Genomic DNA, 12,596 nt, shown 5'->3' with positions numbered 1-12,596 from the left:
TCCCTTCCCAACCACCGAACAAAGGCCTTTACATGAGCACTGACATCTGGATTCTCGGGGCCACCGGCCGCACCGGCGGCGACGTCGCCCGCCGTTTGCACGCCGCTGGCGCATCGCTGGTTCTCGCCGGCCGATCCAAGGCTCGCCTCGAAACGCTCAATGCGCAGCTCGGCGGCGGGCACCGGATGCTCGTCGGCACCCTCGACGACAACCTGGCCGCACTCGCCGCCGAGCCGGCCTCGCCGCAACCTCTGAACGCTCACGGTGGCGCGGCGCCCCGAGTCGTGGTCAACACCGTCGGGCCCTTCGCCGACACCAGCCTCCGGGTCGCCCGCGCCTGCCCGCCCGGCACGCACTACCTCGACATCGCCAACGAGTTCTCGGCCGTCGACGACATTCTGCGCCTCGACCGCCAGGCTCAGCTCAACAGCCAAGTCTTGGTGACGGGAGCCGGGTTCGGCGTGCTGGGCACCGAGTCCGCCGCGCTGCGGGCCCGCGCCGATCGCCCCCGCCCCACACGGGTGCGAGTGGATGCCCTGGCCTCACTCGCCCTCAACGACGGCCGCGTCGGCGCGGCACTGGCCGGCAGCATCGTCGAGGTGCTCGAGTTCGGCGGGCGTGAGGTGCGCGAAGGTCGTCTCGTTCGATCGCGCACCGGCGAGCATCCGCTTCGCCTCGTGACACCCGACGGCGACGAGCTGAACACCGGCGGCGGAGCCAGCGGCGAGTTGCTATCGGCCTGGCGGGCCACCGATGCCGACACGGTGATCGCTGCCTCGACCGCGGCGCCGACGGGCGCGGTGCTGCGGCGGCTGGTGCTGCCCGTGCTCTCGGCGGTCATCCGGATGCCCGGAATGCACTCGTTCGTCAGCGCTCGCATCGCTCGGGTGAAACTGCACGCCGGCCCGATGGCCCGCCGGTCGTCGTGGGGGCACGCCGTCGCCGAATGGAACTCGGGTGAGTCACGCGAGGTGTGGCTGCGAGTCGGCGACGGCGGCGTCTTCACGGCCGATGTGATGACGGAGGTCGCGCTGCGGCTGGCGCGCGGCGAAGGTCGCCCCGGAGCCCACACCCCCGGCGCTCTGTTCGGCACCGAGCTCGCCGAATCGCTCGGCGGCGAGTACCTCGTCACCGAATCCGCACCGTCGACCGCGTCAGCGCGCTAGGAGAACGGTCATGCCCACCAACATCGCCGCCTGGCTGGATGCCCGGCACGCCGATCTCGTCGTGCGAACGGCGCCGTACCCGACACCCGGCGCCGGGGAGATCGTCGTTCGCAACCGCGCCATCGCGGTGAATCCGCTCGACGCGATCAAGCAGTCGACCGGTGACCTCATGTACCGCTGGATGCCGTACCCGAGCATCCTGGGCGAAGACGTTGCAGGCGAGGTGGTCGAACTCGGCCCCGGAGTCACTCGATTCGGCGTGGGCGACCGGGTGCTCGCCTACGCCGTCGGCATGGAGAAGGGCCGCGACCACGCGGCGGAGGGCGGGTTTCAGCTCCACACCGTCGTTCGCGAGTCGCTCACGGCTCCGTTGCCCGACTCGATGCCCTTCGAAGAGGCCGTTGTGCTGCCGCTGGCGGTCTCGACCGCGGCGTCGGCGCTGTTTCAGCAGGATCAGCTGGGGCTGCGGCATCCGGTCGCTGGGTCGGCCGGGCACGGTAGCTCAACCGGACCGGCGGCCGCGACCGCGTCGGCGCCCCTGACTGGCGCGAACACGACCGGATCGGCAGCCGCGACCGGGGCGAGCGCGACCCTGTCGACGACGAGTGGCGCGGCCGCGACCGGCCAGACCGTCGTCGTCTGGGGCGGGTCGACGAGCGTCGGCAGCAACGCCATTCAGCTCGCGGCCGCAGCCGGCTACGACGTGGTCACAACGGCGTCGCCGCACAACCACGACGCCCTGCGGCGGTTGGGTGCCGCCGCGGTCTTCGACTACGCGAGCCCCACGGTCGTGCGCGACCTCATCGCGGCGATCGATGGCGCGACGGTCGCCGGTATCTTCGCGGTGGGCACCGGATCGGCCGAGCACGCAGTGACGATCGCCATCGCCACTGGCGCAAAACGCGTCAGTCTCGCCACCCCGTCGGTCTCGCTCGACGGGCTCCCCCGGCGCCGCGGGCCGAGCATCGCTCTCGCCCGCGTGGGCGCCGCGCTCGTGGCGAGCAACGTGGCCCTGGAGTTGCGCTGCCGCAGGCACGGCATCCGGGCGAAATTCGTCTGGGGCAGCACGCTCATGAACAACGAGGTCGGCCCGATGCTCTGGCAGCAGTTTCTGCCGGCGGCACTCGCCGACGGCCGGTACGTCGCGGCGCCGGCGGCCGAGGTCGTCGGCTCGGGACTGGCGTCGGTGCAACCCGCTCTGGATGCACTGCGCCGCGGTGTCTCAGCCCGAAAGCTCGTCGTGACGCTCTAGCCAGGCACGTGGCGGCGCGATGGGGAGGTGCTTCGGTCGGAGCTGAGCGCACATGGCGCCCCCTACGCGGACATACGCCGTCAGCTCCGACCGTAGCGACGCCCTCCGGCCGACCGCTGCGGGACCGACTCCGCCGGACGACTCCCCCGCGCCAGCTGCCGGCGGAGCGGCACCCACGGGCCGACTGCCGGCGGAGCGGCTCCCCGGCGGCGGCGAGCGATGTGCGGCGCGCACGCAACTACGAGAGTGCCTCGTGCGAGCCGGTCAGCGTCAGGGTATTGCCCGAAAGCCCGTAAAGGTCGAGCTTCAGCGCCGTCAGTCCCGCCAGATCGGCCGCCGTCGGCAGCGTGTGCAGAACGTCGAACAAAGCCGATGCTCCGCTCGCCAGCAGACCCGCGATGGAGTCGAGATACACCACAACGGTTCCATCGGCGGTCATGTTCGACGCCGTCGTGAGCACGCCGTGGCCGTCAGTGTCTCTCGTGTCGAGCGAGAATCCGTCGATCGAGATGTGGTCGGCCTCGAGCCGGATGTGCCGAGCGGTGTCGCCGTTCGGCAACGTCACCGTCACCACGCCGATGCTCTGTAGACCCGAAATCGACAGTGTATCCGCGCCCATCGTCGCGGGTTTGTCGGTGAGCGGCATGGCGTTCGGGTCGGCCGGGGCCAGCACTTCGGCTAGTGGCCCGGTGGACTTCGCGGGGGCCCCGGGCGACGGCGAAGACGGCGCCGCCGCCCCCGTCGGTGCGACAGTAGGCACCGCAGGCACGCCCGGTATCGCCGGCACCGGCGTCGGGATGCCCGCGGGATCCCCGCCCGAAACGCCACTTGGCACGGGCACCGCTACAGGAACTGGCGTCGGCATCGACGTGGCCGGATCTCCGGGAACAGCCGACGACGATGGCACACTTGTCGCAGGCGCCGCCGCGCAGTCGATGAAACCCAGAAGACAGATTCCCTGCCGCGCCGCAGTGCCCGTCGCTGGGACGGCGACCGAACTGCTGGCCGGCATCGGTGCGGCCCCGATCGACGAGGCCACACCGACCGCCACTGCCAACACCACCGTGACTCGCATGAGCTGCTGGGCGACCGTCATACTGTTGCAGCGACTCCGACGCCGGCCGATTCGTGGTGCACCGCATCGACGGCTGACTCTGCGCCGGCAGTCGTGACGCCGACCAGCTCGGCGCCAGCAGTCTCTACGCCAGCAGTCTCTGCGCCGGCACTCTCTGCGCCGGCACTCTCCGCGCCGGCCGACTCCGCGCCGGCCGACTCTGCGGCAGTCTCGGTGCCGGCAGTCGTGGCGCCGACCAGCTCCGCATCGACCCGCGCTACACCAGCCAGCTCCGTGCCAACCAGCTCCGCGCCGGCCGCCAACTCCGCACCCGCCACCGCGTCACCAGCGTGCCGAGCGCGCGGGCCACGGCCGCGGCGCGGCATCCACGACACCACCATCACTCCCCCGACCATGCCCAGCAGCATGCCGATGAAGAAGCCGCCGAGATTGACCCCGACCAGCGAATACACGGCGATCACGAGAATCAGAACACCGTAGAAGATGCGCTGTGCCGGCATCAGAATGCTCAGCAGACCGAGCAGCACGAGCAGAATCGGCAGAATGGTCGCCTGCAACCCCTCGATTCCCACCTGAATGTGCATGTTGCCGAGGTCGAGCTGGCTCGACAGGAACATTTCCACTCCGGCCAGAATCGACAGGCATCCGCCCACGAAGGGGCGCCGCCGGTACCATCCCACGAATCCGCTCATCAGAAGCACGTCGTTCCGTTGGTGATCTGCATGTGCAGCCCGTTCAGGTTGAACACCGAGGCCTGCGTGCTCCACGCGGTCTGCTGCAGGTTCTTGATGGTGAGCGAATCGGCGTCTTGGGCGAAGTCTCCGCCGCTGCCCTTCGCCGTCGTGTTCACCTTCGACGCGTCGACACCGATGCGGATGTTGTTGAACGTCGCGTCACCCTTGAGGTCGGTCATGCCCAGCTGCAGGTTGCTCGCCGTTGCGGGAGTGTCGCCGCCGCCGGCGTTGATGAGCAACCCCACCTTGCCCAGCGGGGTGTCGGTGACGACCGACTGGCACAGGTTCGCGAGCGTCGCAGAGCCGATGTTGGCGATGGCGACCGGATGCGGCACACCCGTGCCGTCCATCGCCACACCCGAATACTGCGAGAACGCGGTGCCGTCGAGCTGCGATGCGCCGATCTGGAACTGGCTGCCCGACACCGCGAACGAGACGGGAACGGCGCCGTTCGCGACGCTTCCCATCAGCAGGGTGGCGGCGATCGTGACCGGAACGGCGGCCAGAGCGACTCGGCCGGCGCGTGAGCCCGTGACTGAACTGAACTTCATGGATCCTCCTTGATACGAATGAAGTGGGTGCAACAGCAGCGACGCTAGGGCAGTTACTGACCGCTTGTCAATAGCTAACTGTGCCCCGGTCAATAACTACTGTTCACGAGTCAGTAACGAGGGGATGATCGTTTGGAGGCATTCGTGCAGAAATCTGCGAACGCCCGCCCATAAACTGTGGAGATGGCCCAAGAGCTGCGACGAACGCGCCTCACGCCCGACGAGCGTCGAGCCCAGCTCGTGGCGCTCGGAGTGGCCGCACTCGCCGACCGCTCGCTCGAGGCTGTGTCGATCGAAGGCATCTCGAAGCAGGCCGGAGTCTCGAAGGGCTTGTTCTTCTACCACTTCGGCTCGAAACAGGGCTTTCACCGCGAGATCGTGCGGGCCGCCCGCGACAGCATGCTGCACGCCACGGAGCCGTCGCCCGATGTGCCTCCCGGCGAGCGCCTGCGCTCGACCCTGGCGCGCACCGTTCGGTTCGCTCGCGAGCACGAGAGCACGTTCTACTCGCTGGTGCGCGGCACGGCCAGCGGTGACGCCGAAGTTCGCGAGGTCATCGAACAAGCCCGTGCCGCGCAGGCCGAGCGTGTGTTCGTGCTCTTCAGCGAACTCGGCATGCCCGACTCGAACCTGCTGCGAGTCGCCCTTCGCTCGTGGGTCGCTTTTGCCGAGCAGACCCTCGTCGACGGTGCGCTCAAGACCGAGATGCCCGACGACGAGATCGTCGCTTTTCTCTCGAACACGCTGGTCGCCATCGTCGGTGCAGCCGACCCCGCAAACGCGACGATCGTCGAGGGCCTGCACGCGAACGCCGCCGTCACCTGAGCGCCGGCCGGGCATCCGCTCGCCGCTCGAGCCTCACGCCACGGACCCAAACTTCAGGCCCAAACCTCACGCGTCGAGGCGCTCCCGCAGTTCGGCGAGGTGCGGCTCGATGTCGAAGCCCTGCGCGGCCACCCAGCCGTCGTCGTAGTACGTGTCGGAGTACCGGTCGCCGCCGTCGCAGAGCAGCGTGACGATGCTTCCGGCCTCGCCCTTCGCCGCCATCGTGCGCGCCAGATCGAGCGCGAGCACCAGATTCGTGCCGGTGGAAGGGCCGGGCGCGCGCCCGAGTTTCTCGGCGACCACGTGCATACCTGCGATCGACGCGGCGTCGGCAACCGTCGTGACGAGATCGATCACGTCAGGCAGAAACGATGCCTCCACTCGCGGGCGACCGATTCCCTCGATGCGCGAGCCGCGCGCGGTGACGTCACGTCGGCCGGTGCGCCAGGCCTCCTCGAAGGCCGAGCCCTCGGGGTCGCCCACTGCGATGCGGGTGCTGGTTCCGGCATACCGGGCGTATCGGGCGATCGTCGCCGAGGTGCCACCGGTGCCCGCGCCGGCCACGATCCAGGTGGGCTCCGGATGCCGCTCCCCCGCCATCTGGTCGAAGATCGATCGGGCGATGTTGTTGTTACCGCGCCAATCGGTCGCGACGGCCGCGTTCGTGAACTGGTCGAGGTAGTAGCCGTCGCACTCGCGAGCGAGCCGTTCGGCTTCGGCGTAGACCTCGCCCGCCGTCGCCACCAGCACACACCGGCCGCCATACGCCTCGATGAGCTCGATCTTGCGCCGGCTCGTCGACGTGGCCATCACGGCGATGAACGGAACACCCAGCAGCTGGGCGAAATACGCCTCCGAGACGGCCGTCGACCCACTGGAGGCCTCCACAACGGTCGTGTGTTCGTGGATGCGACCCCCGACGAGGCCGTAGATGAACAGCGACTTCGCCAGCCGGTGCTTCAGCGAACCGGTCGGATGCGAGGACTCGTCTTTGAAGTACAGGTCGACACCCCAGGCGCGGGGCAACGCGAACCGCAGCAGATGCGTGTCGGCGCTGCGCGTGCTATCGGCGGTCAGCTCACGAATCGCCTCGGTGGTCCAGCGTCGGTTCGAAACCATACCGCCACCTTAGCGAGCCCGCGGTGAACGGGCCGAGCGGGCTGGTGCGCCCGAGGCGCGACGTGACGCGCGGCGTGACGCGCGGCTGGGCGTCAGCGCGCACGCGGGGGCGGCTGCTCCGCAGACTCTTGGTCGGCGTCTTCGTCTACGCCCGGAACGGGGATGATCGCAATGTCGATACCCGTGGCCAACAAGAGATGCGCGGTGCGCGGAACGCCCTCGCCGTAGTTGACGGTCAGCCACCGCGGTTCTGCCGACTGCAGACCGAGACCGATCTCGCTCAGCACGCTTTCGAGCTCTCTGCCGCCGATGCTGTACGGCTGGCCGCCGTAGACGATGTTGATGCGTTTCATCGCTCGCCACCAGCCACCGACATGGTCGCCATCTCGGGCTCCGGCAGCAGTTGCAGGCCACCGGCCGAATTCGCCGACTCGGTCAGAAGCTCGATCCATGCCGGATTGATACGCGGCATCTTGCTGCCGAAGTACTTGTACACCAGCGGAAGCGCCGGGTGCAGCCACACCGTTGTGCGCCCATCACCGACACCGTCGTCATCACGCCAGCTGAAGTAGCACGACTCGCCGCGCCGCAGCTTCGCGCCCACCACGATCTGGATGTGCGCGAGAACCCGGTCGTCGAAGTCGACCTTGAGTACGGTGTCGTAGTTGAACGTTCCCATGATCATCCCTCCGACGTGTGTCGCACCGCGAGCGCTGACGTTCGCCTCGCTGCACGTGCGGCGCCAAGTCTAACCGCGCCCTCGCCGCGCACCCTAAACTGGCGCCATGACCGAGCAGTCGCAGCGTCTCTCCCCCGACGACGCACGCATTCTGGCCCTGGAGTCGGCCACGCTCACCGGTCACACCCTCAAGCTGATGATTCTCGAGCCCGGGTCGCCGGTCGACCTCGAAGCTCTGCGCAAGCGGGTGAGCGAGAGGCTCGTCGACCAGCCGCGAGCGCGCGAACGAGTCGCAACGGCGGCCGACGACGGTACGTCGATCGACCCGCGTTGGGTGCCGGCCGAGCAGTTCGACATCGCCGATCACGTGAGACGGCACTCCGGCACAGAGTGTGCAACCCGAGCCGACCTGCGGCGTGCGGTGAGCGCCCTGATGTCGCAGCACCTGCCGCGCGACCGCCCGCTCTGGACCCTCGACCTCATCGGCCCCCTGGCCGACGGCACCGAGGCCATCGCCGCGCGCATGCACCACGCGATGGTCGACGGAATCGCCGGCATGCGCTTTCTCGACGCAATTCTCTTCGACCCGCACGACGTACCGATGCATGCCGTCGGCACACGGGCCACGAGCATCCGTTCGACCGGCGGCGACGAGTGGCTCCGGATGCCCGGGGCGGCCTGGCGCGAACTCGCGCACCCCGGCGGCCGGTCGCCGTTCGACAAGCCCATTACGGTGGCCCGCGACCTGGCTTTCGTGAGCACTCCCCTCGACGAGCTCAAGGCCATCGGCGCCTCGCGCCCGGCACATGCCACCGTCAACGACGTGCTGCTCGCCGTGGTGGCGGGCGGGTTGCACCGCTGGCTCGGCAGCCGCCATCGGGCTCGGTATGTTCGCGCCCAGGTGCCCGTGAGTCTGCACCATCGTGACGAAGATGCGGCGGACTCGGGCAACCACGACTCGTTCATCAACGTCGATCTGCCGCTGTCAGAGCCCGATCCGCTGCGCCGGCTCGATCACATCAGCTCCCAGACCCGCACCGAGAAACAACTCGACGACGCCTCTCTGTTGTACGACCTCTTTCATGCGCTCGGCCGAGTCGCACCGGCCGACGAGCTGGTGCACCGCATCGCGGGCAGCCCGCGCGAGTTCAGCGTGGCGATTTCGAACGTTCCGGGCCCGCGCGTGCCCGTTGCCGTCGCGGGGCGGCGCATCGACGAGCTCTTCACCTCGTCTGAGCCGGCCACCCACCACGCCCTGCGCATCTCGGCCATCTCGAACGCCACGGCCGTGGGCATCGGATTCTGCACCGACCCCACCGCCCTGCCGGGCATCTCCGACCTCGCCGACGACGCCGGCGCCGCCTACGCCGAGTTGCGCACGGCCGCCCTCTCGCGCTGAACCTGCCTCGGCGCTCGTCGCTGCGGTTTCGGCGCTCGTCGCCACGGTTTCGGCGCACCCGCGGCGCTTCGGCGCAGCTGCGGTGCTTCGGCGCACCCGCGGTAGTTCGGCGCACCAGCTGTAGTTCGGCGCAGCCGCGGTAGTTCGAACGGGTGCGGCGGCGCCGAACTACCGCGCGGACGACAGATCAACGGCGCGTGCCGCCGCAGCATCGGCGTCGCGGGCCGCTCGCCCGGCCGTCGTGACGGCGTCGCGGTGTTCGCGTTCGGCCTTTCGCTGCTGCGCGCCGAGCTCACGCTGCCGGTCGTGGCGCGCCTCGAGCTGTGACTCCAGATCGTCGATCTCGGCCGCTACCTCGCGCGCCTCACGGTCGTACCCGCTCAGCGTGCCGGCCAGGTCGTCTGCCTTCCGCGCGGCGTCGCGAGCGGTCTGTCGGGCTGCTTCGGCTACTCGAACGGCCTCCTCGTGCGCGCGCTTACGTGCGGCCTCCGCTTCCGCAGCCGCCGCCTCCGCCGCTGCCTCCTCCTCCTCCGCCTCCGCCGCAGCACCACCACCGGCACCAGCACCGGCACCGGCCGACCGCGCACCCACACCCCTCGCCGATTCGGCAGACCTCGGCCCGATGCGCCCGCCCCGGGCATCCGCCGCCCCGCCCGCAGCCAACACGATCGGTTCCGCCTGCGGGCCGCCCACCGCACCCGAGGTGTCGACCTGCTCGAACCCGGTCGACTGCAGCGCTCGGACGAGTCGACCACTGAACACGGCCGCTGCTGCCCCGGAGTCGGCGACAGCGGCGAAGAGCGTCTGCTCGATCTCGGCTTGCGCAGCGCCGCTCACCCCGACGCCGTCTCGTTCGGCCCCGTCGATGGCGAGGTTCGTCGCCCGCCGCACGAGGCCTTTGCGCTTCTCGCTCAGTTCCGTCAGCGTCTGGCGATCAGGATGCTCTTGCGCCTCTCGAAGCGTCTCCCCGAGCCGCACGACCTCGCCCTTCAACTCGGGCTCATCGGCCAGCACCCGGTTCACGGCCCATGCTGCAGGCGAAGCCTTCGCGAGCTTGCGTATTCCGTCGGCAAGCTCCCTGTCTCCGGCAGCGGCTACGTGTTTCGCCCGCGCATTTCGCGCCGCGGTGAAGTGCGCCGGCGGCAACCGGTACAGCTCGCGAGCGACACTCTCCACGTCCATCACCCGAGAGTACCCACTAGGGTTAGGGCAACGGCAGGGGGCCCTCCATGGGCATGTTGATGTACGGCAGTCCCAGCATCGAAGTCAGTTTCGACGACCGCGCCCTGACCCACTTGCAGATCGTGATCACTGCGAAGCTTCGCCGCCGCGAGAGTTTCATCTTCTCGTGGGCAGACTCGGCCGATATCGGCAGTGGCCGCAGCTCCATCTGGCTCGACCCGTCGAGCACGATCTTCTACCGGTTCTACGGCAGCCGCGTTCCGGCGATCAACCGCGAATGGATCGACGTGCTCATGAACTCGGCGAACAGCGGTGGAGGCCTCTTCTTCACCGCCGAACCGTCAGCGAAGGATCGTCTTGCGGCTCACTAACGTCAGCGTTCCGTGGGGCGCGACTCTCAGCAACGCCGAACACCAGCTCATCTTCTACTTTCTCGTCGTCGCCGCCCTGGCGTTCGTCGCCGGATTCATCCGCACCTACATCACGCGCAACGAGGTCGGCTCGCGCTACCGTACGGCCGTCTCCGCCCGGCTCGGGATGCTCGGAGTCGCCCTGCTGGCGTACATTCTCATCATCGTGGCCTTCCTGCTCGGGTACGACAGCACCGCCGGCGGTTGGGTGCCGAACGACGGCGCTATCAACATCTTCTCGACGAGGTACATCGAGTGGACGGTCAGCGTTCCGCTGCTGACCATCGAGTTGCTCGCTGTCTGCGCCACACTCGGAGTGCAGGCCCGCCGAAACACCGCCATCGCGGTCACCGCGACGGGAGCCATGATCTTCTGCGGTTTTCTCGGCGCCATCGTGATCGACAACGGAACGAACACGGGTGCGTTCATTCTCTGGGCCGTCATCAGCTGCGTATTCTGGGTGATCGCGAATGTCGTGCTCATCCGGGCGGTCAGACAATCGTTGCCCACGCTGACGCCCGAGTCGCACACCATGTTGAAGAGCGCCGCGATCGTTCTCTTGGCCGGCTGGGTGGTCTACCCGATCGTGTACTTCTTGCCGCTGTTCGGGGCCAGCGGTGGCCTGACGACGACGATTCTGATCACCCTCACGGTGGCTGACGTCATCGTGAAGCTCGGGTTCTCGACCCAGACGCACCGCGTGGCGAAGCTGCGCACGGCGGAAGACGTGCGCGCCGGTGATGACGTGCATCCGGAGTCCATCTGGATCTCATCGGTGAAGCAGTCCGACGCCGGACTGCCGCGTGAGGTGTATCTCGCCGAGGGCGCGGCCGTTCATGACCGGCGTACGAAGCCGCCGACCAGCGCCGCCGTCGCCTCGCCCGAGGCGCCGCTGCCGCCCGACAGCACTCCTCTCGACGGCGGCTACTGACGCGATTTGCGTGGCGTTGCGGCATTTCGGCACGCAGTGCCCTTTCGACAGGAATAGTGTGAACTTATGACTGTTCTCTCTTTTCTCGACCTGCACGTCAAAGCCGACGCACTCGAGGCCGCTGCCGCCAACATTCACCAGACCCTCGAGGCGACTCGCGCCCGCGAAGGAAACCTCGGGGTCGACGTGACCGTCGACGTCGACGACCCCACGCATTTCGTCTTGGTGGAGAAATGGGCGTCGATCGAAGCCGACAACGCCTACCGCGCCTGGCGCGCGACTCCCGAGGGCGCATCAGACCTCGGTGCCATCGTGGCGTCGATGCCGACGCTGACGCGCACCGAACTGCACGACGAGATCTGAGTCGTTCGCGCGGGCCCCGCTCGCGCGCAGTACTCGCGCCGCGGCGCGCGCGCAATACTCGCGCCGCGGCGCGCGCGCAATACTCGCGGCGCGCGTGCAGTATTCGCGCCGCGGCGCGCGTGCAGTGTTCGCGCCGCGGCCGCGTCAGTCGGGCACGTACCGCAGAATGTCGCCCGGCTGACAGCCGAGCGCCTCGCAGATGGCGTCGAGCGTTGAGAACCTGATCGCCTTCGCGCGGCCGTTCTTGAGAATCGACACGTTCGCCACCGCGAGCCCGATCGCGCCCGCAAGGTCAGTCACCGACATCTTCTTTTTCGCAAGCTCAACGTCGAGGTTGATTTCGATCGGCATCAGATGACCTCGGCGAGCTCGCTGCGCAGCTGCATCGCACTGTGCAGCAGGCGACGCATCACCACCACGAGCAGGGCGAGCGCCGCGCTCGCCCCCGTCGCTGCCGCCGCGATGACGAGCACCGCGAGAGTGGCCGACGACGGATTCGCGATCTGCGCTGCCACGAAATACACGAGTCCGATCAGCGAGACCACCGCCCCCGCCGTCAGCGCGCCGATGGCGAGATTCACCCAGCGGTCGGCGGGGCTCCGGTCGTCGAAGATGCTGTCGTCGTGGGCCATCGTCACGAGCATCCACACGCTCACCAGCACGAGCTCGACGCACAGCGCACCCGCGAGCAGCACTACGGCGAGCGCCAGGCCGACCGGCTCGCCGAACACCGACAGCACGAACGACGGGGCGAACACGGCGGCCACGGCGAAGCCGAGAAACAGTGTCACCAGCAGAACGCGCAACACGATCAGAATCGGACGGGACACGAGGCCTCCTCAGTCAAAATATCGAATAACGTGCAATTCGTATCGTTATTCGATACGTTAACGCTCATCACACTACCGCA

The 12,596-nt window shown here is 68.4% G+C and carries 16 protein-coding genes; 7 read left to right on the top strand and 9 right to left on the bottom strand.

Annotated features, from left to right (window positions below):
• Positions 1-32: 32 nt before the first annotated feature.
• Positions 33-1,166, top strand: coding sequence for a saccharopine dehydrogenase family protein (locus LQ955_RS02475; protein ID WP_231026661.1), 1,134 nt, complete (start codon positions 33-35; stop codon positions 1,164-1,166).
• 10 nt (positions 1,167-1,176) lie between these two features.
• Positions 1,177-2,418, top strand: coding sequence for a zinc-binding alcohol dehydrogenase family protein (locus tag LQ955_RS02470; RefSeq protein WP_231026660.1), 1,242 nt, complete (start codon positions 1,177-1,179; stop codon positions 2,416-2,418).
• A 238-nt stretch (positions 2,419-2,656) separates the two neighbouring features.
• Here the strand turns inward: LQ955_RS02470 and LQ955_RS02465 are convergent, their stop codons facing one another.
• The 3 genes from LQ955_RS02465 to LQ955_RS02455 are packed head-to-tail and all read right to left on the bottom strand — an operon-like array spanning position 2,657 to position 4,778.
• On the bottom strand, positions 2,657-3,514 hold the full coding sequence (locus LQ955_RS02465) for a hypothetical protein (protein ID WP_231026659.1): 858 nt from the start codon (positions 3,512-3,514) through the stop codon (positions 2,657-2,659).
• The gene (locus tag LQ955_RS02460) at positions 3,511-4,185 is read right to left on the bottom strand and encodes a DUF6114 domain-containing protein (protein ID WP_231026658.1); all 675 of its coding nucleotides are present in this window, start codon (positions 4,183-4,185) and stop codon (positions 3,511-3,513) included. Before LQ955_RS02460 ends, LQ955_RS02465 begins: the two co-directional genes overlap by 4 nt.
• A complete protein-coding gene (locus tag LQ955_RS02455; protein ID WP_231026657.1) occupies positions 4,185-4,778 on the bottom strand; it encodes a DUF6230 family protein in 594 nt (197 codons plus the stop codon). Before LQ955_RS02455 ends, LQ955_RS02460 begins: the two co-directional genes overlap by 1 nt.
• 183 nt (positions 4,779-4,961) lie before the next feature.
• On the opposite strand from LQ955_RS02455, the gene LQ955_RS02450 reads away from it, so the two are divergent.
• Positions 4,962-5,603, top strand: a complete 642-nt coding sequence (locus tag LQ955_RS02450; protein ID WP_231026656.1) for a TetR/AcrR family transcriptional regulator — start codon at positions 4,962-4,964, stop codon at positions 5,601-5,603.
• Positions 5,604-5,669: 66 nt separating this feature from the next.
• On the opposite strand, the gene LQ955_RS02445 is transcribed toward LQ955_RS02450, so the two are convergent.
• The 3 genes from LQ955_RS02445 to LQ955_RS02435 all read right to left on the bottom strand — a co-directional run bounded on the left by LQ955_RS02445 (position 5,670) and on the right by LQ955_RS02435 (position 7,401).
• Positions 5,670-6,722, bottom strand: coding sequence for a PLP-dependent cysteine synthase family protein (locus LQ955_RS02445; protein ID WP_231026655.1), 1,053 nt, complete (start codon positions 6,720-6,722; stop codon positions 5,670-5,672).
• A 92-nt stretch (positions 6,723-6,814) separates the two neighbouring features.
• Positions 6,815-7,075, bottom strand: a complete 261-nt coding sequence (locus tag LQ955_RS02440) for a hypothetical protein (RefSeq protein ID WP_231026654.1) — start codon at positions 7,073-7,075, stop codon at positions 6,815-6,817.
• Positions 7,072-7,401: a DUF7882 family protein gene (locus tag LQ955_RS02435; protein WP_231026653.1), complete on the bottom strand. Its 330-nt coding sequence runs from the start codon at positions 7,399-7,401 to the stop codon at positions 7,072-7,074. Before LQ955_RS02435 ends, LQ955_RS02440 begins: the two co-directional genes overlap by 4 nt.
• Before the next feature lie 106 nt (positions 7,402-7,507).
• Here LQ955_RS02435 and LQ955_RS02430 point away from each other — a divergent pair, with 106 nt between their 5' ends.
• Positions 7,508-8,800 carry a wax ester/triacylglycerol synthase domain-containing protein gene (locus LQ955_RS02430; RefSeq protein WP_231026652.1) on the top strand — a complete coding sequence of 431 codons (1,293 nt, stop codon included), beginning with the start codon at positions 7,508-7,510 and terminating at the stop codon, positions 8,798-8,800.
• Between the two features lie 168 nt (positions 8,801-8,968).
• Here LQ955_RS02430 and LQ955_RS02425 read toward each other — a convergent pair whose 3' ends face one another.
• Positions 8,969-9,982, bottom strand: a complete 1,014-nt coding sequence (locus LQ955_RS02425; RefSeq protein ID WP_231026651.1) for a hypothetical protein — start codon at positions 9,980-9,982, stop codon at positions 8,969-8,971.
• A 47-nt stretch (positions 9,983-10,029) separates the two neighbouring features.
• Here LQ955_RS02425 and LQ955_RS02420 point away from each other — a divergent pair, with 47 nt between their 5' ends.
• The 3 genes from LQ955_RS02420 (at position 10,030) to LQ955_RS02410 (ending at position 11,686) form a co-directional block, all read left to right on the top strand.
• Positions 10,030-10,353, top strand: a complete 324-nt coding sequence (locus LQ955_RS02420; protein ID WP_231026650.1) for a DUF7882 family protein — start codon at positions 10,030-10,032, stop codon at positions 10,351-10,353.
• Positions 10,340-11,323, top strand: coding sequence for a bacteriorhodopsin (locus LQ955_RS02415; protein WP_231026649.1), 984 nt, complete (start codon positions 10,340-10,342; stop codon positions 11,321-11,323). The genes LQ955_RS02420 and LQ955_RS02415 overlap by 14 nt, the downstream gene beginning before the upstream one ends.
• Positions 11,324-11,389: 66 nt before the next feature.
• A complete protein-coding gene (locus LQ955_RS02410; protein WP_231026648.1) occupies positions 11,390-11,686 on the top strand; it encodes a putative quinol monooxygenase in 297 nt (98 codons plus the stop codon).
• A 144-nt stretch (positions 11,687-11,830) separates the two neighbouring features.
• Here LQ955_RS02410 and LQ955_RS02405 read toward each other — a convergent pair whose 3' ends face one another.
• Together LQ955_RS02405 and LQ955_RS02400 are read right to left on the bottom strand one after the other, a co-directional pair.
• Complete coding sequence (locus LQ955_RS02405; protein ID WP_231026647.1) at positions 11,831-12,037, bottom strand: helix-turn-helix domain-containing protein; 207 nt, start codon at positions 12,035-12,037, stop codon at positions 11,831-11,833.
• Positions 12,037-12,516 carry a DUF2975 domain-containing protein gene (locus tag LQ955_RS02400; protein ID WP_231026646.1) on the bottom strand — a complete coding sequence of 160 codons (480 nt, stop codon included), beginning with the start codon at positions 12,514-12,516 and terminating at the stop codon, positions 12,037-12,039. Before LQ955_RS02400 ends, LQ955_RS02405 begins: the two co-directional genes overlap by 1 nt.
• Between the last annotated feature and the right edge of the window lie 80 nt (positions 12,517-12,596).

The organism is Subtercola endophyticus (assembly GCF_021044565.1).
GTDB lineage: Bacteria > Actinomycetota > Actinomycetes > Actinomycetales > Microbacteriaceae > Subtercola > Subtercola endophyticus.
This window is presented reverse-complemented; position numbering and strand designations above follow the sequence as displayed.